General features: G+C 36.9%; 17 protein-coding genes and 1 pseudogene. 13 read left to right on the plus strand and 5 right to left on the minus strand.

The window, feature by feature from the left end; genetic code table 11:
* Positions 1–10: 10 nt before the first annotated feature.
* The gene (dmsA, locus tag AACQ49_RS08560) at positions 11–2,455 is read right to left on the minus strand and encodes a dimethylsulfoxide reductase subunit A (RefSeq protein WP_017628118.1); all 2,445 of its coding nucleotides are present in this window, start codon (positions 2,453–2,455) and stop codon (positions 11–13) included.
* Positions 2,456–3,179: 724 nt separating this feature from the next.
* On the opposite strand from dmsA, the gene AACQ49_RS08565 reads away from it, so the two are divergent.
* From AACQ49_RS08565 to AACQ49_RS08595, 7 genes are all read left to right on the plus strand, one after another.
* Positions 3,180–4,493, plus strand: coding sequence for a PfkB family carbohydrate kinase (locus AACQ49_RS08565; RefSeq protein ID WP_226900813.1), 1,314 nt, complete (start codon positions 3,180–3,182; stop codon positions 4,491–4,493).
* Positions 4,493–5,437, plus strand: a complete 945-nt coding sequence (locus AACQ49_RS08570; RefSeq protein WP_004242895.1) for a tripartite tricarboxylate transporter substrate binding protein — start codon at positions 4,493–4,495, stop codon at positions 5,435–5,437. The genes AACQ49_RS08565 and AACQ49_RS08570 overlap by 1 nt, the downstream gene beginning before the upstream one ends.
* Before the next feature lie 30 nt (positions 5,438–5,467).
* Positions 5,468–5,902 (plus strand): tripartite tricarboxylate transporter TctB family protein, encoded by a 435-nt coding sequence (locus AACQ49_RS08575; RefSeq protein WP_004242896.1) that lies wholly within the window; start codon positions 5,468–5,470, stop codon positions 5,900–5,902.
* Positions 5,903–5,920: 18 nt separating this feature from the next.
* Positions 5,921–7,408 carry a tripartite tricarboxylate transporter permease gene (locus AACQ49_RS08580; RefSeq protein WP_004242897.1) on the plus strand — a complete coding sequence of 496 codons (1,488 nt, stop codon included), beginning with the start codon at positions 5,921–5,923 and terminating at the stop codon, positions 7,406–7,408.
* Between the two features lie 132 nt (positions 7,409–7,540).
* Positions 7,541–8,536 (plus strand): dihydroxyacetone kinase subunit DhaK, encoded by a 996-nt coding sequence (locus AACQ49_RS08585; RefSeq protein ID WP_004242899.1) that lies wholly within the window; start codon positions 7,541–7,543, stop codon positions 8,534–8,536.
* Positions 8,536–9,147, plus strand: coding sequence for a dihydroxyacetone kinase subunit L (locus AACQ49_RS08590; protein ID WP_004242903.1), 612 nt, complete (start codon positions 8,536–8,538; stop codon positions 9,145–9,147). Before AACQ49_RS08585 ends, AACQ49_RS08590 begins: the two co-directional genes overlap by 1 nt.
* Positions 9,148–9,170: 23 nt before the next feature.
* Entirely contained in the window at positions 9,171–10,082 is a 912-nt protein-coding gene (locus AACQ49_RS08595) for a dihydrodipicolinate synthase family protein (protein ID WP_161778987.1), read from the plus strand.
* Between the two features lie 94 nt (positions 10,083–10,176).
* On the opposite strand, the gene AACQ49_RS08600 is transcribed toward AACQ49_RS08595, so the two are convergent.
* The 3 genes from AACQ49_RS08600 to AACQ49_RS08610 form a co-directional block, all read right to left on the minus strand.
* Positions 10,177–11,148: a threo-3-hydroxy-L-aspartate ammonia-lyase gene (locus tag AACQ49_RS08600; protein WP_004248049.1), complete on the minus strand. Its 972-nt coding sequence runs from the start codon at positions 11,146–11,148 to the stop codon at positions 10,177–10,179.
* Positions 11,145–11,543, minus strand: a complete 399-nt coding sequence (locus AACQ49_RS08605) for a RidA family protein (protein ID WP_161778988.1) — start codon at positions 11,541–11,543, stop codon at positions 11,145–11,147. The genes AACQ49_RS08600 and AACQ49_RS08605 overlap by 4 nt, the downstream gene beginning before the upstream one ends.
* Positions 11,544–11,857: 314 nt before the next feature.
* Entirely contained in the window at positions 11,858–12,616 is a 759-nt protein-coding gene (locus AACQ49_RS08610; protein ID WP_004242909.1) for a GNAT family N-acetyltransferase, read from the minus strand.
* 839 nt (positions 12,617–13,455) lie between these two features.
* Between AACQ49_RS08610 and leuE the strand changes: the two genes are divergently transcribed.
* The 5 genes from leuE to yqfB all read left to right on the plus strand — a co-directional run bounded on the left by leuE (position 13,456) and on the right by yqfB (position 16,866).
* Complete coding sequence (gene leuE, locus AACQ49_RS08615) at positions 13,456–14,103, plus strand: leucine efflux protein LeuE (protein ID WP_004251219.1); 648 nt, start codon at positions 13,456–13,458, stop codon at positions 14,101–14,103.
* Between the two features lie 95 nt (positions 14,104–14,198).
* Complete coding sequence (locus tag AACQ49_RS08620) at positions 14,199–14,816, plus strand: pyridoxamine 5'-phosphate oxidase family protein (protein WP_004242912.1); 618 nt, start codon at positions 14,199–14,201, stop codon at positions 14,814–14,816.
* Between the two features lie 121 nt (positions 14,817–14,937).
* Positions 14,938–15,549: a DNA-3-methyladenine glycosylase family protein gene (locus tag AACQ49_RS08625; RefSeq protein ID WP_161778989.1), complete on the plus strand. Its 612-nt coding sequence runs from the start codon at positions 14,938–14,940 to the stop codon at positions 15,547–15,549.
* 79 nt (positions 15,550–15,628) lie between these two features.
* On the plus strand, positions 15,629–16,492 hold the full coding sequence (locus AACQ49_RS08630; RefSeq protein ID WP_036918307.1) for a methylated-DNA--[protein]-cysteine S-methyltransferase: 864 nt from the start codon (positions 15,629–15,631) through the stop codon (positions 16,490–16,492).
* A 44-nt stretch (positions 16,493–16,536) separates the two neighbouring features.
* Positions 16,537–16,866 (plus strand): N(4)-acetylcytidine aminohydrolase, encoded by a 330-nt coding sequence (gene yqfB, locus AACQ49_RS08635; RefSeq protein WP_004242917.1) that lies wholly within the window; start codon positions 16,537–16,539, stop codon positions 16,864–16,866.
* Positions 16,867–16,960: 94 nt separating this feature from the next.
* Here the strand turns inward: yqfB and AACQ49_RS08640 are convergent.
* Positions 16,961–18,703 (minus strand): annotated as a pseudogene (locus tag AACQ49_RS08640) (ABC-F family ATP-binding cassette domain-containing protein).
* Between the two features lie 472 nt (positions 18,704–19,175).
* Between AACQ49_RS08640 and ddlA the strand changes: the two are divergent.
* Positions 19,176–20,276 (plus strand): D-alanine--D-alanine ligase, encoded by a 1,101-nt coding sequence (gene ddlA / locus AACQ49_RS08645; RefSeq protein WP_004242920.1) that lies wholly within the window; start codon positions 19,176–19,178, stop codon positions 20,274–20,276.
* Positions 20,277–20,297: the final 21 nt, after the last annotated feature.

Below are 20,297 nucleotides of genomic sequence, written 5' to 3' on the forward strand. Positions count from 1 at the left end.
ACCAGACTCCTTACGCCTTGACGACTTCAACAAGATTACTGTGAGAAGGATTACCCTTAGCAAGTGGTGAAGGGCGTTGGGTCGTTAACACGTTAATGCAACCTGCATGATCAATACGGTTACTGTCTGGGTTATACCAAGCCCCTTCACTTAATCCGACAACACCCGGCAAAATACGTGGTGTCACTTTAGCGTTGATACGTACTTCACCGCGATCGTTATAAATACGAACTAAATCGCCATGTTTGATACCACGTTTTGTAGCATCAACAGGGTTTATCCAAATTTCTTGTGGACAAGCCGCTTTTAATACATCTACGTTGCCATAAGTTGAGTGGGTACGAGCTTTATAGTGAAAACCCGTCATTTGTAATGGGTATTTATCCATAGCAGGGTCGCCATAGCTTTCAAAACCTGCGGAGTAGATTGGCAGTGGATCAATCACATCGTCTGCCGCTAATTCCCATGTCGCTTTAATTTCAGCTAATTGCGAAGAATAAATTTCAATTTTTCCTGACGGCGTTGTCAGTGGATTGTTGAGTGGATCAGCGCGGAATTCACGGTAAGCCACATGATGGCCTTGTGGATCACGTTTTTTAAAGATACCTTGTGCCCGAAATTCTTCAAAGGTAGGCAGTTCTGGTAAATTTTGACGAGATTGCTCATAAAGATGGCGTAACCACTCTTCTTGGGTACGATTTTCGGTAAATTTCTCACCCACCCCCATACGTTTAGCAATTTCGCTGGTCATCTCATAGATATTGCGACTTTCAAAACGTGGCTTAATCGCTTGGTCAGCGAAAATCACGTAAGCCATATTCCCCGCAGAAGCATCCATACAGAAATCCATTTGCTCTGATGCCGTACAATCCGGCAGTAAGATATCTGCATATTTTGCCGATGCGGTCATATGATTATCGATAACCACAATCATTTCGCATTTTTTATCATCTTGTAGGATTTCATGAGTACGGTTTATTTCTGAATGTTGGTTAACTAAGCAGTTCCCCGCATAGTTCCATACCATTTTAATAGGTACATCCAGTTTATCTTTACCTCGCACACCATCACGTGTAGCGGTCATTTCAGGACCACGTAAAATGGCATCTGTCCACATAAACATAGAAATACTGGTCGTGACAGGGTTAGTTAAGGTTGGCATACGGACAAAAGGAATGCTGTAAGAGCCTTCACGGGCACCGGTATTGCCCCCATTTATTCCCACATTACCAGTTAAGATAGCGAGCATTGCAATAGCGCGAGAGGCTAATTCGCCATTTGAACGGCGTTGAGGGCCCCAACCTTGAGTAATATAAGCCGGCTTAGCACCAGCGATTTCACGGGCTAATTTGACAATACGTGCCGCGGGAATACCGGTAATTTGTGCTGCCCATTCTGGGGTTTTGGGTTGACCATCTGCGCCATCACCTAAAATATAGGCTTTATAGTGGGCGTTTTTAGGTGCCCCTTCTGGCATCGTAGTTTCGTCGTAACCTACGCAGTATTTATCTAAGAAGGGTTTATCGACTAAATCTTCTTTGATCATGACATAAGCTAACGCATTAACTAAGGCTGCATCAGTACCTGGACGAATGGGGATCCACTCATCCTCACGACCTGCACCCGTATCAGTATAGCGAGGATCAATAATTATCATGCGAGCATCTGATTTTTCACGAGCTTGCTCAACATAATAAGTTACACCACCGCCACTCATACGTGTTTCGCCGGGATTATTACCAAACATAACAACCAATTTAGTATTTTCGATGTCTGAAGGACTATTGCCATCAGCCCATCCCCCGTAGGTGTAATTTAAGCCTGCAGCGATCTGCGCAGTACTATAATCGCCATAATGGTTGAGATAACCACCACAGCAATTCATTAAACGGGCAATAAGGGTTGCTCCTGGTGGCCAAGATTTTGTCATGGTGCCACCGAGGGTGCCTGTACCGTAATTTAGATAAATAGATTCATTGCCATAATCTTTTATCAGGCGTTTCATGGTGTCGGAAATAGTATCAAAGGCTTCATCCCAAGAGATACGTTCAAATTTACCTTCACCACGTTTACCTACGCGTTTCATGGGATAACGTAAGCGATCTGGATTATAAACACGCCGACGCATAGAGCGACCACGTAAGCAAGCTCGTACTTGATGGAACTCGTCGTAAACGTCATTGCCGGTATTGTCTGTTTCAACGTACTTAATTTCGCCATCAACGACATGCATACGCAATGGACAACGACTACCGCAATTGACGGTACATGCACTCCAGACGACTTTTTCTTTATTGGTAGATGTCGGCGCTGTTTGCTCCGAAGCCATGGCTTGGCTAAAGGGGAGAGATAATCCACCCGCCGTTGCAACTAATCCACCAGCGGCTCCCACTTTGACAAAGCGTCGGCGAGATAGGGGGGTGGAAAGTAACGTCATCTCTTTGATGTTTTTCATACATTACTCACTTAATTATATTTTTAAGAAGAAAAATAAAGAGCTTATATAGAAATTATTGTTATCATTTTTGTTAATAAATAAGCACGCTAACGTAAGATAATAAAACCCAACTGTTAATGTGGATATTACTTACTTATAAAAAGTGGTAGTTGCTTTACATCAAAGAAACATGATTTATTACGAAGGTTATCAATTGTCGCTGTTTTCTTAACCCTATGTATTATTTAAAATTAATCAATTGATTAACATTGATATATAATTTAATACATATCGATTAATAAGAAAAAATAAACTAAATAACTAAAATAGCCTAATAAAGTCCAATTTATAATGTGTAATATACAGAATCATTAACTCATTATTTTTATCAATGATTACATCTGTGTTTTTTTTATTATTGTTATTTAACAAGTGTCATTTGATATCGAGTAAACATTAAAAAATGTCGGGTAGCTTGAACTGCGTATCAATAATCTCTTATGTAATAAAACAAATAAACCTTCATTTAACATGGTATTTACAAAATCAGCTGGTTCTAAAATAGAACATTGAAAATCAATGCACTTATAATAGACTGATTTTTCTTACGCTTAACAAACTGCTCATCAGATAAAGATTCGTTTCATCTCTCATTTTCCAGCTATCACAATTGAATTACTGTTAAAAAAATGTGATCTAAGTTGTTCGGATTTGGTTTTGCTTCCGTTTTTGGTTTTTTGTTTTGAATGTTATCGCAAAATCATCGGCTGGATATCCTTATTCTCGTATTAATGATACGGAGGCACTTTATATGTTTTCAGAAGAAAGACGACAGGAAATCTATAGCATTATTAGGGAACAGAAAAAAGTTAAAGTGGCTCAGCTAGCGGAAAGATTCAACGTCACATTAGAAACGATCCGCAGTGATTTGAAATACCTCGAAAATGAAGGGTTGATCAAACGTTGTCATGGTGGCGCCATACTAGGGAAACAAGAAATAAAAAAGATCAGTAAATTTAGTGATAGTTTTGATATCTCATGCTTACTACACGATTTATTGATCGTCAAAGAACATAAAAAGAAAACACCAGAAGGTAAAGTGTGTGTATTAGGCTCTTTTGTGGTGGACATTATTGCTAATGTTGATGCATTTCCTCGTGTAGGGGAATTGGTAAATTCAAAAGGAAACTCAATAGGTCCGGGTGGAAAAGGGACGAATCAAGCCATTTCTGCCAGTTTTTCTGATGCAAAAGTGCATTTAATTACTAAAGTCGGTGAAGATCATTTTAGTAAATATGCTTATAAATATTTGCAAGAGAGCGGTATTGATTCATTTACTATTTTTCAAACAGAAATAGAGCCAACAGGTAGCTCAATTAGCTATTTAGCAGATAAAACCAAAAATAATATTACGGCTACCTATTTAGGCGCAAATAACACTTTTACCCTGCAAGAGGTCGATATATCACTGCCTTATATTAGTGAAGCTGACGTGTTATTACTGCAAGGGGAAATTAATATTGATGCTAATGTGAAAGCCGCTTCTTTTGCTCATTCTATTAATAAAACCGTCATACTTAATGTCGCTCCGTATAGCGATGATTTAAAACAACTTTATTTATATGTAGATTTTATTACGTTAAACGCTTACCAAGCTTCAGATTGGTCAGGTATTGAAATTAATACGATTAATGATGCCAAGCAAGCCGTAGAGATTATTGCCGGTAACGAAAAGAAAAAAGTGATTATCTACATAGATGAATTAGGCGTGGTGTATTTTGATGGGAGGAATACTTTTCATATTCCGCCACTACCTTCTCTACGTGTTGATACGATGGCAGCAACAGATGCTTTTAATGGTGCATTTGCCTCAAAAATAGCCGCAGGAGGCACAATGCCAGAAAGTGTTTTATTTGCTAGTGCTTTCTTGTCTGCATTTATAGAACAAAAAGGGGTGACTTCAATGCCTTCACTGTCACAAGTACAAGCACGTCTTAAATTAAGAATTGAAGATATTCGACCACAAGTAATCTGCAATGAGAAAAGGTGCATATAATGAAAAAAACTCTCTTAGCTCTGACCCTATGCAGTTCTGTTTTTACTGTTCCTGCTTTTGCACAATGGCCTGAAAAACCTATTACGATTATTGTTCCTTGGGCTGCTGGTGGCAATACAGATACCGTTGCTCGTTTAGCAGCAAAAGGATTACAAGAAGAATTAGGTGTGACGGTTAATGTCGTTAATAAGACCGGAGGAAGTGGCGTTGTTGGACATGATGCTATTAAAAATGCCAAGCCAGATGGTTACACATTAGGTATTGCCACGGTTGAAATTGCGATGATGCATCATCAGGGGATGACTAATTTAACCTATCAAGATTATACCCCGATCACACGTTTAGCGGTAATCTACGGTGGATTACAAGTTGCAAAATCATCGCCTTTTAATAATGCACAAGAAATTATCGATTATGCCAAAGCCAACCCAGGGAAATTAAAAGCGTCAGGGAGTGGATTAAACTCTATCTGGCATCTTAATAATATTGGTATGTTACGTGCAGCAGGGTTACCTGATAACGCAATCCGCTTTATTCCTTCCCAAGGAGCTAGTGCTGCATTACAAGAGTTAGCTTCAGGGGGCGTTGATATTGTAACGTCTTCATTAGGTGAGGCTGACAGTATGGTCAAAGCCGGATTAGTCAAACATATGGCCATTATGTCTAATGAAAAATCGGCATTTTATCCTGATGTTCCTCTCTTTAAAGAAGCAACAGGTTATGATTGGGATTTACAAGCATGGAATATGTTAGTTGCCCCTAAAGGACTTGATAAAGAAGCACAAGATAAGCTTACCGCAGCAATGAAGAAAGTTTATGCTTCAGGTGAATTAGCTGAATTTGCTAATAAACAAGGATTTGAAGTCATTGAATTGTATGGTGATGATGCGACACAATTTATGGCCAATGAAGATAAAAAGTTTGGCGAAATTATAAAAAAATAACTGAGGAAACGGCTGATAATAGCCGTTTTTATGCCTATGCTAAATCGTCATATATTATCATTTATATTTTGCCTATTTGGATTATTTCTTATTATTTATAGCGCCTATTCATTAGGTGATTTTAGTGAATATGGTGCGGCTTTTATGCCTTCACTAATTGGTGGAGGAATAATTATTTTTTCATTATTAGATATTTTTGCAAAAAAGCAGCAAATGGATACACCTTTGGTGACATGGCATGAAATAAAATTTGTGTTATTAATTATTGGTATCATTCTATTTTATGTGTTTTTTGCTGAATACCTTGGTTTTATTGTTACAGGATTTATTGTTATTGCACCATTAATGATGAAATACGCAAAAGTAAAACCGATATTTAGTTTTATTATTTCTGCTGGAATTGTATTAGGCGTTTACTATTTATTTACCGCTGTACTGTTAGTACCGCTACCTCAATTATTTTAATAAATAGAGAAAAACAGTATGGATATATTTATTAGCGCATTAGCTTATATTGATTACACGACAATACTTGTTGTCGTCGGCGCTTGCTTATTTGGTTTATTTGTTGGAGCAATTCCGGGATTAACATCAACCATGGCAATTGCTTTAATGGTGCCTTTTACTTTCTTTCTTGATCCAATTCCTGCATTAGCACTGATGATCTCCGTAGGTGCATCCTCGATATTTGCCGGCGATATTCCAGGGGCATTATTAAATATTCCCGGAACACCCGCCTCTGCAGCTTATACTAACGATGCCCATACATTGGTTAAAGAAGGTAAAACTAATCGTGTATTAGGGATGTCATTAACAAGCTCCGTTATTGGTGGGGTGATCGGCACAATTATTTTAGCGTCAACCGCTCCGTTGTTAGCCGAGTTTGCACTTAAATTTAGCTCTTACGAATATATGTGGCTTACTTTAATTGGATTAAGCTGCGCCACTATTGTTTCTGGCGCTCAAATTAGAAAAAGTTTGCTAGCACTGTTTTTCGGTATTGCTTTAGCCACTATTGGCTACGATGAATTTACAGGACAAGCCCGTTTTACCTTTGGTGAAGTCTCTTTAATGCAAGGTGTTAGTTTTATTCCCGCCATGATAGGGCTATTTGCTATCTCTGGTGCGATTAAATATTACGTCGATCGCTGGAAAGAAAAGCAAATTAAATTAGCAGTTAATACAGATAATAGCTCATATAATATTTTTAAAGGGGTGGGAAAGGTTGTTTGCCAACGTAAAGGGGGCATTTTCCGTAGTGGTATTATTGGTACATTGATAGGGGCTTTACCCGGTGCTGGTGCCGATATCGCTGCGTGGATCTCTTATGCAGTATCTAAAAAATTATCAAAAAAACCGCAAAAGTATGGGCAAGGCTCAGAAGAAGGTATTGTTGATGCATCAGCAAGTAATAATGCTAGTTTAGCAGGAAGTTGGATACCTTCATTGGTTTTTGGTATTCCCGGTGATTCTGCGGCAGCTATTATCATTGGTGTATTGTATATGAAAGATATGCAACCTGGACCAACTCTCTTTTTATTTAATCCAGATAAACTGTACGCCGTTTTTATCATTTTCTTTATTGCGAATTTAATCTTATTACCTATAGCTTTTATTGTTGTTAATTTTTTAAAGAAAATTGTTGCTATTGATAATGCAATTCTTTATCCAGCAATTATTTTATTTAGTATTGTCGGTTCATTTGCTATTACCAATACGATGTCATCCATTGTGGTTATGATGGTGATGGGAGTTATCGGCTATTTTCTTCAACAGCGTAACTTTCCTATCTCACCGATTATATTAGGGATGATTTTAGGGCCGATGCTAGAGAAGAATTTACTTTCTTCGTTGATGAAATCGGACGGAGAGCTAATTAATTTTGTTAATAGACCTATTTCAATTGTATTAGCCAGTGTTTTCCTATTAATTGTCGCTATGCAAATTAGGAGCGCATTTAAAACCAAATAACTAATAAGCTATTTATTATTTTCAAAAATATACACATATTCTATCCAATACCAGGGAAAATGCTTCTTAAATAATTAATTTTTAATTTAAGAGGGCAATATCCGTAGATAAATAAAAATATCGGGTGTTTTTATGAAAAAGATATTAAATAAACCAGAAAATTATGTTGATGAAACATTAGCTGGCTTATGCCTTGCACATAATGATATTTATCGTCAACCACAACCACGTTTAATTACGCGAGCTAACAGCTCAGATAAAGCTAAAGTGGGAATTGTTACTGGCGGAGGATCAGGGCACCTTCCCGTTTTCACCGGATATGTAGGTGAAGGTTTATTAGATGCCGCCGCAGTCGGTGATGTATTTGCCTCACCGTCAGCAGATCTAATGGCTGATGCGATACGCGCTGCGGATAATGGGCAGGGGGTATTACTGCTCTATGGTAATTATGGTGGCGATATTATGAATTTTGATATGGCCTCTGAAACGGTAGATTTTGAAGATAATATTCGATGTACAACGGTGTTAGCGACAGATGATATTGCTTCTGCAACACCAGAAGAAGCGCATAAACGTCGTGGTGTGGCTGGAATGATTTATGGTTTTAAAATGGCAGGGGCCAAAGCTCAAGAAGGGGCATCTCTTGATGAGGTGACCCGCATTGCTCAAAAAACCATGGAAAACACGCGAACAATAGGCTGTGCCTTAACATCTTGCACCTTACCCGCTGTTGGACATCCTACTTTTGAAATAGCTGACGATGAAATGGAAATGGGAATGGGGATCCACGGTGAACCAGGAATTTGGCGCGATAAATTACGTAGTGCAGATGATATTGCAGAAGAAATGTTTCAACGTTTACAAACCGAATTATCACTAAAAAAGGGTGATAAAGTCTCAGTTCTAGTCAACTCGTTAGGTGCAACGCCTTTAGAAGAACTCTATATTTTATATAATAAAGTTGTTCAACTTATTGATAATACAGGGGCGACTATCATTCATCCATTAGTCGGCCGTTATGCAACATCAATGGAAATGACCGGTGCTAGCTTAACTTTTTGTAAACTTGATGATGAGCTTGAAGCTTTATTGAATGCACCTGCTCACTGTGCATTTTGGAGAGTGTGATGATGACTAATATTACACTCGATAATATAAAACTTGCTGTACAACGTATCGCAATTGCCTGTGAACAGTCTCAAAATAGACTATGTGAAGCAGATAGCCAACTTGGTGACGGTGATTTAGGGGTAACCATGCAAAAAGGATGGCGACAAATTGCTAACGATGCCCAAGATTGGCCTGACGATTTAAGTAAAGCGCTTTTTCAATGCAGCAAATCATTACAAAAAGCCTGTGCGTCTTCTTTTGGTACTTTGCAAGCAACGGCTTTTATGGCAATGGCCAAATATTGCAAAGAAAACCACCTGCAAGAAATAGCGCTTACTGATATTTCCCCACTATTGACGGTCGCATACCAAAGCATGATGGCGAGAGGAAAAGGGGAATTAGGGCAAAAGTCAGTATTAGATATTCTTTATCATTTATCTGAAGATCTAGCGTCGATCTCATCTCTGACTGAACTAAAACCCACTGCTTTAAAAAGTATTAATAATACGCTAAATGAATTTCGCCCTAAGCCTAATTTATTGGGACGTGCCCGTATGTTCCCAGAAAAATCGATAGGATTAGACGATCCCGGAATGTTAGCGATTAACGTTATTGTTGAAGCAATTTGATTGAATAAATAAAAGGCTCTTACATGAAAAAATTATTTGGCGTTACAGTGGCGATGGTTACTCCGTTTGATTCAAATGATCATGTGGACATCAACGCGTTGTCTGCATTAACTAATATGTTGATCACTAAAGGTGTTGATTGTCTTTATCCTTGTGGCACGACCGGAGAAATGTTGCGTTTATCTGCATCAGAGCGTAAAAGTGTGGCACAAACCGTAGTAGAGACGGCAAATAAACGTTTACCTGTTTTTATTCATGTTGGCGCAATGACGGTAACAGAAACCATTGAACTCGCCAAACATGCTGTAGAAATTGGTGCCGATGGTATTGGTGTAGTGACGCCACAATTTTTTGCTGCCACAGACAGAGAATTAGAGCACTATTTTGTGACTATCGCCAATAGCGTACCAGAAAATTTCCCAATCTATCTTTATAACATTCCACAATGTGCGGCTAATAATATCAAGCCTGAATTAGCGGCTAAAATTCAGCAACAATGCAAAAATGTGATTGGTATAAAATACAGTTTTGCCGATAACAATACGACACTTGGCTATTTAGCGGTTGCAGATAATTTTTCAGTACTTCATGGCTACGATAAATTATTCCTTGGTTTATTAGATGCAGGCTGTGATGGCACGGTTTCAGGATGTGCCTGTGTTTTCCCTGAGCCATTTGTGAATATGTATCAAGCCTATATTACGGGTAATTATCAAGAAGCGAAGCACTGGCAACAATTTTGTGTGAAATTTAGTGATGCTTTGAAATCAGGCGCGAACATGGCGATATTTAAGTCAGCATTAACTATGCGTGGCTTAAATGGTGGTCATATGCGTTTACCTCAACTTGATTTATTACCTGAAGAAAACCAACAATTGAAAGAAGATCTAATGCAATTATGCAAAGAAGCGGGGATCGCTTTTTCAATTAATTAACAGAGACTAAACTTCAAAATATCTTTATTATATTAAGCAGTATAAAAAACAAGCTATACTGCTTTTTTATAATAAATAACATCTAGTTATTCAATTATTTTTGTGATAAAAAATGACCATATTGCATAATATCGACATTGCCACCACTGATAATAATGCCAATTTTTTTGCCTTTTAACTTATCACCAAATTGACGAGCTGCAGCTAAACTTAAACAGCCTGTAGGCTCTACAATGATTTTCATTCTCTGAGCATAAAATTGCATAGCAGAAATTAGTTCTTCATCTGTTGCTGTTAAAATATCGTCTACGTTGTTGCGAATGATCTCAAAAGTATAATCGCCTAAATGCTGAGTTTGTGCGCCATCTGCAATAGTTTTTGGCGTATCAATATAAATTATCTCACCTTTGCGTAATGATTGTTGTCCGTCATTTCCCGCTAAAGGCTCAACACCAAAAATTCTACAATGTGGCGAAAGGGCTTTGGTTGATAATAATGAACCTGAAAGTAAACCACCTCCCCCTAAGGGAACAAACAGCATATCTAACTCACCAACTTCCTCGAATAACTCTTTAGCTGCAGTACCTTGACCGGCAATAACGTGAGGATGATCGTAAGGTGGTATTAAAGTTAATCCTTCTTCTTGAGCAAGCTTTTGTCCTATCTCTTCGCGATCTTGTGTATAACGGTTATATAGAATGACTCTGCCACCATAACCTTTTGTTGCTTGCATTTTAGCTGTGGGGGCATCTTCAGGCATGATAATTGTAGCTGGAATACCTAATAATTTTGCCGATAGAGCAATAGCTTGAGCATGATTACCTGATGAAAAAGTTATCACACCATTTTTGCGTTGTTCGCCCGTAAATTGTGATAATGCATTCATTGCTCCGCGAAATTTAAAAGCGCCTATGCGCTGAAAGTTTTCGCATTTAAAATAGAATTGAGCACCCGTTAACTCATTAATAGTGCGAGAGGTTAAGATAGGTGTTTTATTAAGATATGGCAAAATACGTTGATGTGCTTCAACCACATCTTGGTAAGTAGGAAGCGCTAATTTATTCATAAAGTTTGCTCCTTGATCACCATGACTTCAATTTCAATTTTACTGCCAAAATGAAGCTCTTTTACGCCCGCGACTAATCTGGCCGGTTTATGCTCACCAATCCATTTTGCATATAACTCATTGACAACAGGCCATTCGTTAATGTCTGTAATATACATCTTAACTTGGGCAATATCGGTTTTTTGTGCTTTTATTCCTATAAGGCAAGCGTTTAAATTTTCAAGCACTTGATTAATTTGAAATTCAATAGGTTTATCCGTTAATGGGACGCCGTTTTTATCTAAAGGTAATAGGCCTGAAATAAAGGACATATTATTGGCTGTAACAACATGAGAGTAGTGCCCCCCTGGCGATGAAAGAGCTTCAATATTTTGCATCACAAGATGTGAACTCATAGTATTTTCCTATTTCACTCTGGTTAGATTAAATGTATAACAACTTATACATTATGTCTAACTCTAGATCAATAGTGTAGTTTTAGCTAGTAAATCAAATAATAAATACGAGGAAATTGACGATAGCTATGATAGCTATATAGAAAGTAGTTATTAGCAAGGTAAAATTAATCGCCACTGTTTGGAGGGAAAGTAATGGCTTAATGGTGTTATTTTAACATAGATAACATAGCATTAGCATTTGCTTTGTCGTAGGCCTTTTAAAGGTTGAAAGAAGGTTCAATAACTTGATTGAGCCTTCTTAATGTATGCGGTTATTCGTTAATAAAGCTTAAATAGTTAAAAAGTGGCTTAAAACCAAATTTACGATATAGCGCTAGACCATCCGCTGACGCATCTAAGAAACAACGCTCGACACCTTGCTCTCGACAAAACTCTAATACGTGAGTAATTAAATGTGTGGCATAACCATTGCCTTGATAGGCAATATCCGTCCCAATATCGTCAAATCTTGCTAGTTTATCATGTAATGTCAGCGTTAATGATGATACAGGCTGCCCTGCAACTAATAATGCATAATGAAGGATCGTCGCACCATTATCTAACGCTTTTTGGTGATAACGAATATATTCATTAGTTATCGTATCGTCACCAACAGGAAAGGCGGTTTTCAATGGTTGCGCCCACTGTTTAAGATCATGGTTAGTTAAAATAATATCGCACGGGTTATTTTTATAGGGGGGATAAGTCGCATCAGACAATGAGAGATACATAGCGGTTGTCATACCGTCACCCGTATAACCTGCTTTTTTTATTATCTCTTCAAATTCAGGCAACAGAGATTCCGGCAGAACCAGCATGTGACCTTTTTTTTGCGAGGAGAACAGCGTACTTGCTTGTTGGAAAGTATTTTCGCTAGCGCCTTGACGAAGATAGATAAAATTAAAAATAGGCGCGTCCATCGGTGTCATAAAGCAGTGGGTATGATCACCAATACGAATATTGTTTTCACATATCTCTGACCAAAACGCTTTTTCTATAATTTTAAACTCTTTATACAGTTGTGCATCCATAATGGTTCTCTAGATAAATCATGATAAGCGATAAGAGGCTAACAGAGGATCCGCTTGTGTAGATTAATTTGGTTCAACTTACTCACCTAATAAAAGTGACAGTGTCACCAATGTGTCTGTTGCTACATGTAAATCTTTTAGCAAATAGGGCATCGGGCTATAATCGATGTTCCATCTTTAGTAGTCGTTGCTGAGCAATTATAGCCTTTTTATCATACGTTTTCCGGTATCACTAAAGTTACCATAAAAAGTCATCTTAGTGGCTTAGCATTTGCTCAGGGTGATGTATATCACTAATTTCAATGTAATATGTGTAAGATTACGTTATCGGTAATCTACAATAGGGATAGATCTACTAAAGAATAATCACTTTGGTAAATCCTTGTGAATATTATACTCACTTTATGTGCTAAAAAATGCAAAATTTATAAAAAATAATTATTTTTCATAAAGATATATGGTTATTTCTATATAAAAAATGGCTTATAACAGTGATTCTCATCACAAATAGATAAATAGACTATAACATTAACGATACAATAGGTTGTTCTCCCCATAAATAACCAAAAACCCAGCCAATAATTCTTATTAAAATGCTTTATTAAGAATTTTATCTATATAAAAAAAGCAATTTCAGCACCATACTATTACCCGCATTCAAACCAGTCATATAATCCAAACATAAATGAAAAAATGAATCATTAGACTATATTTAAGCTCTAAAACCAGTTTAATTTACTTATTTATCGTTAAATATAAGTTTATTGTTTTACAAAAAAATTAATATCGATATGATAGCCCACATATACAGCATATTATTTTTTTAAAAAAGGCGTCATATGTTAGAAAGTATTGGTATTTCAAATATTTGGACATACCTTTTAGGCGTTATTTTTATTACACTAGTACCAGGTCCAAATTCAATTTTCGTCCTAACTTCGAGTGCGAAGCATGGCGTGAAAGGGGGGTATAAAGCCGCTCTTGGTGTTTTTACGGGTGATGCATTATTAATCTTTTTGGCATTTTTGGGGGTTGCTTCATTAGTCAAGACTTCACCCGTTTTCTTTATTGTGATCAAGTATGCCGGTGCACTTTATTTAACCTATTTAGGTTTAAAAACACTCTATGCGACATTCCATAAGAAAAAAGAGCAGCCGGAACAGGTTGCAGTAGAGGTTGTAAAAGCGAAAAACGGCTTATATATCAAAGCGCTTTTCTTAAGTTTGTTAAATCCAAAAATGATCATCTTTTATGTGTCATTTTTTATTCAATTTATTGATCCTAAATATGAAAATGCAGGGGTTCCCTTTTTTGTATTAGGTGTAATATTAGAAATATGTAGCATGCTTTACTTATCTGTACTTATTTTTGGTGGCGTTGCTATTACTAATAAGGTTAAGCATAACAAACGATTAGCATCATTATCGAATAGTTGCATTGGTACTGTGTTCTTATTATTTGGTGCCAAACTCGCTTTAACGGCTTAATAGATTGATGAAAAGGTCACATTTTATGGTGACCTTTTTTTTATACGAAATTTGTATATGATGAAGAATGAGCTAAATGATAACAAGGCCACCTTATGAAAAATACCATTGTAAAAGATCTGAAAACACTGGAAGAGATTTATGGTCAACCTGCCGAACCATCGGTCTTAAAAGAAGTGGATTTTATTCACCCCCTTTATCGCCCTTATATTGAAGCTACACCATTTGTTGCATTAGCCACTTATAGTGCTGATGGTATGGATGTTTCTCCTCGTGGCGATGAGCCAGGTTTTATTCATATTGAAGACGATCATACTTTATTATTACCCGATAGACGTGGTAATAACCGCATTGATAGCATGCGCAATTTGTTAATTAATCCCGCGATTGCTTTATTAGTGCTAGTCCCCGGCATTAATGAAACATTACGAATTAATGGTCATGCGGAAATTTTAATAGATGAAGAAACACTCGCACGCTTTAAATATAACAATGCACTACCTCGCTCAGTCTTGCGCATCCATGTTGAGCGCGTATTTTTCCAATGTGGTAGGGCACTTATTCGTTCAGGTTTGTGGGAAAACAAATATTTAGCTGATAAATCAACTATTCCAGCACCGGGACAAATATTGAAATCCATTTCTCATCAACAATTTGATGGTGATAAATATGATGCACAATTGCCTGAACGTATTATGAAAACATTATATTAATCATATAGTTTGCTCTTTTTATATTAACATTTGCTAAAAAGAGCAAGAAACAGAGTGCATAACAGGGGGAAGTGCACGCTATACTGTTTTATATAAATACCTTAATTAGTAGCGTGATTTTATGTATTTTCAGTATGGTGAAAAAGAGATCTCTTTTTTAAAACAAAAAGATAAGCGTCTAGCCGCGGTGATGGAAAGAATAGGGGAAATTAAACGTCCACTTACCCCTGATTTATTTACCGCATTAATTAAAAATATTATTGAACAGCAAATTTCTGTTGCGGCTGCCACCACGGTTCAGCAACGCTTACTTACCCTATGTGATGGTATTTATACTCCTGTACATATTGCTAGTTTATCAGTGCAAGATATTCAGCAATGTGGAATGACAATGCGTAAAGCCGGCTATATTAAAGGTATCGCTGACTCAGTTATAAATCATACGTTAGATTTAGACCAAATCACCGCTATGTCTGATAAAGCGGTGATCAATACCCTGATAAAATTAAAAGGTATTGGTATTTGGACAGCTGAAATGTTATTAATTTCATCACTTAATCGTCCTGATATTTTAAGTTGGGGGGATTTAGCTATTCAGCGTGGTATCATGCGTTTATATCGCCATCAAAGCTTAGATAGAACACGCTTTGAACGCTATCGTAAACGTTATTCTCCTTATGGTTCAACGGCTTCACTCTATTTATGGGCATTATCTAAAGAAAGCGCAGACTAAAGAGCAATAATCGGAGTGATCTAAATAGAAGTTTATTGATAATGGACTTCATCCAGCATACATAAATGTAGGAACTAAAATGGAAAAGAGACATTATCAACTTATTGAACAAGCCTGCCGTTTTATTGAAGAAAATCAGGGTGATGTTTCTCTTGCCGACATCGCCGCACATATTCAATCCAGCCCATATTATTTCCATCGACGATTTAAATCTATAATGGGAATTACACCTAAAGAGTATGCGAATGCTTATCGGCACAAACTAATTAAGAAAGCATTAGCTGGCGATAAAACAATTACAGATGCGATATATCAATCAGGCTTTAATGCGAATAGCCGATTTTATGAAAATGCGACAGCCATATTAGGTATGACGCCAACCCATTGGCGCAATGGTGGACAAAATATCGTGATTTTTTTTGCTGTAGGGATCTGCTCATTAGGCCATATCCTTGTAGCTCAAAGTGAAAAGGGCATTTGTGCGATAACACTTGGCGATGATCCTGCGTGTTTATTAGATGAATTACAAAAACAATTTCCTCAAGCTGAACTTGTTGGTGCAAACCAAGAGTTTGAAAAATTGATTGCCCAAGTCATTGGTTTTGTTGAACTGCCAACACAACCTTTGGCATTACCACTTGATATTCAAGGAACAGTATTCCAACAAAAAGTTTGGCGGGCATTATTAGATATTCCTTTTGGTTGTACCATGACATATCAAGAAATTGCTCAAAAAATTGGTTCGCCAAAATCTTATCGAGCAGTGGCGAATGCCTGTGCATCAAATAAACTAGCAGTGGCGATCCCTTGCCATCGAGTTATCAGACAAAATGGTGAAATATCTGGATATCGTTGGGGGATTGAGCGCAAAGAAAAATTATTACAAAGAGAAAAATCCCTTCATCATCAGCATGATAGATTGGCTATTAGCAAGAGCGATTAACCGTTATAATAAACATAATATCAATTTATAACAGATGAAATAAAATGGCATCAACAGCGATTGTACCAACAGATATTACATTTTTTGAGCGTTTAATCCCTTCAATTTTAGCTGGTATTAAAGTGATCACAATTAGGGATGAAGCAGAAAGCCACTATAAACCAAACACTATTGTTGATTTATTATCTAATGAACATGGCACTTATTATGGAAAGTTACAAATTATTTCTGTATCACCCTTAAACTTTAATGAGATAAATGAATTTCATGCTCAACAAGAGGGTATGAATTTGCCTACTTTAAAGGCCTTAATTAAAGACATTTATCCTACAACGGAAAATCTTTATTTAATAGAATATAAATTAATACAATAAGTAGTTCTCTCTTATTAGTTAATACCAATAAAAGCGGAGGAGTTCCTCCGCTTTGTATTATAACTTAAAATCAATAGGTTAATCGTTAGAAAAATTAAGCTAAATCAAGTTGCTGCTTTAAGATCTCTATTTCTGCTTGCCATTGAGCCTGTAACATAGGCTTTTGATGAGCAGATTTTCTTGCTAAATCAGCATTCAATTTATCTTCAAGTGCTATCAATTTCATTAGCAATTCATCTTCATTATGATGTTTTACTATTTCAACAGATGGAGCATGATGGCCATTTTGCTCATTAGAGACCGATGACATATCTTGTTGAGAAATAAGCTGATAAATTGTTTCAATATCATGATGTTCGCTAAGAATACCATTGTGAATATACCAAAAACGATTACAGCTTTTCTCTATCAATTCTCTATCATGGCTGACGAGTAAAATTCCCCCTGAAAATTGTTGAATTTGCTCAGCTAATGCCTGTTTACCTTCCATATCAAGATGATTTGTTGGTTCATCTAGCATTAATAATGAATATTTTGCCAAACTGAGACCAATAAAAAGTAAACGAGCTCGTTCACCACCACTTAATGACTTTACTTGCTGATTATGGCGAGAATAAACAAAACCTGCATTTATTAATGCCATTTTCCTTTGTTCATCTAATAGCGGTGCAAAGGGCTTTAGTGCATCGGCAAGAGTATCATTATCATTAAGTTGTGCGAGACTTTGATCGTAATAACCTAACTCAACTCTGGGATGAAGCCTGATCACATTTTCTGTTGATGTGGTTGAACCATGAAATGATGACCAAATCATTTTTAATAATGATGACTTACCTGTCCCATTAGCACCAACAATAGCGACTCGATCACCACTTTTGATCCGTTGATTATCGATGGTATATAAAATCGGTGCATCTGGCGCAGGGATCACTGAAAGCTGATGCAGCTCAAGCAATCTATCTGCCCGTAATATTGTTCCTGATAACTGTAACGTCCATTGATTGCCTTCTGTTACATCGGCTTGTTCGTCTTTTAAACGAACAATTTGTTTTTCCATTTGTTTGGCTTTACGTGACAAACTTTCGTTATCATACACTTTTCCCCAGATGGCCAATTGCTTCGCACTTTGTGCAATACGATCTATCTCTTTTTGTTGTGCATCACAACGATGTTGCGCACTGATATCTTGTGCTTCTTGCTCTTGTCTTGCCTGAGAGCAGGGCAAGCGAAAAACAGATAGGGTTTTATCACGAATGATCCACGTACAATTGGTCACTTTATCTAACAACCTATTGTCATGTGAAACAAGAATAAAACTTCCTCGCCACTGTGTTAAAAATGTTTCTAACTACAAGATAGTCGGTAGATCTAAGTGGTTACTTGGCTCATCTAATAGCAGTAAGTCTGGTTGTAAAATCAATGCTCTCGCAAGTAATAAACGAGTATGTTGACCACCACTTAATTGTGAGACTAATAGATTGATTTCATTGGCTTTAAATCCCATTTCACTTAATAATAATTCACTGCGCCAACTTTCAGATATGCGTAGCTCTTCAGGTAATTTATGAAGAACCGCATCAATGAGACGCATTGACTGTAGCTCACTTGGTAACTGTTGTTCGACATAAGCCATAATGACTTGATTGGCGATAGTAATAGAGCCATCTGTTGGTATTAATTGGTGTGATAAAAGTTTTAATAGTGTACTTTTTCCACAACCGTTGTAGCCAATTAAACCAATTTTCTCACCTTTAGTGAGGGCCAAAGAAATATTACTCAGCAATATACCGTGATTATTATGAAAAGAGAGGTTTTGTGTAGATAATAATGTGCTCATAGCTTACTCATTTTTTAAGCATAAAAATGCTTTGGGTAATATCACGCGATAACCCAGTAAGCTGAGGAGAGGTAATAGTTAACGTCGCTCAGGCAGGTTAACGCAGTAAAGAACTGTGAAAGCCTGAGCTATGGCGATTACCAAAGAAGTGTGAGTATTCAATAAGATCACACAACAACATAATTAGCCTCCTTTTAAAATTTATCAGTTAATCGGTAAAGTGAGTTTAGCAAGACAGGTTTATTGATTGCAAGAATGCAATGATGAGAAACCGTGTCTTTTTGTGTGAAAGAGGAGGGAATAGGCGTTGCTGAATTAATATCAAAAATAGTTATTTTTTGCACACTAAATCATAGAATTTCATCATTTTATCGTAAATTTTCCTAGATAAGAACTATCTCCCTACATTGCGTGTTTTTATCATGATATATTGCTATTTATTCGCTATAGCTGTCCTATAAAAGGTTAGAAAATGAGTAAATTAAGAGTCGCTATTATTTTTGGTGGAAAATCAACCGAGCACCAAGTTTCATTACAATCAGCAAAAAATATTATCAATGAATTAGATCGAACGAAATTCGACCTTTGTTTAATTGGGATTAATGAACAAGGGCAATGGCATGAATATGCTGAAGACAATTATTTAATTAATAGCGATAACCCCTCAACTATCTCATTAAGCCAACCTTTGCGTCCAGTGGCTATTATTCCTGGCAGTACCCGTCAGCAATTTATCTCTTTAACTGATGGGCAACCTCTTGCACAAATAGATGTGGTATTTCCTATTGTGCATGGTGCTTATGGTGAAGATGGCACCCTACAAGGACTATTACATATGATTGATATGCCATATGTAGGCCCTAATATCATGAGTTCTGCAGCATGTATGGATAAAGATATCACTAAGCGCTTACTGGATGATGCAGGATTAGCGGTTGCACCATTTATTACACTGATGGCTCACCAATTAAATGATATTTCCTATAATGAAGTTGTTGAACAATTAGGGCTCCCTTTATTTATTAAACCAGCAAATTTAGGTTCTTCTGTTGGTATCAGCAAAGTCAATAATGAAGCCGAGTTTAATGCTGCATTATCCATGGCATTTGAATACGACCTTAAAGTGATTATCGAAAGTGCTATTGTTGGCCGTGAAATAGAGTGTGCCGTTTTAGGTAATGAAGAGCCTGAAGTTAGCCCTTGTGGTGAAATTGTGTTAAATGATGCTTTTTATGCTTATAACACAAAATACATTGATGATGATGGTGCAAAAGTAGTAGTACCTGCTGATTTAGATAATGCGATTAGCTTACATATTCGCCAAACGGCATTGAAAGCTTACCAAGTTTTAAACTGTTTAGGTATGTCGCGCGTTGATGTATTCTTAACCGAAGATAATCAAGTTATTATCAACGAAATTAATACCTTACCAGGTTTCACTAATATCAGTATGTATCCTAAACTGTGGCAAAGTACGGGATTAGATTATCAATCACTCATCACGAAATTAATTGAATTAGCGCTAGAACATCATAAAAAAACAGCCGTATTAAAAACTAAGTGTGAGCTTTAATCACAATAATACTCTAACAGC

The sequence above is a fragment of the Proteus sp. G2675 genome (genome assembly GCF_963886535.1).
In the GTDB taxonomy this organism is placed as follows: Bacteria; Pseudomonadota; Gammaproteobacteria; order Enterobacterales; family Enterobacteriaceae; genus Proteus; species Proteus mirabilis.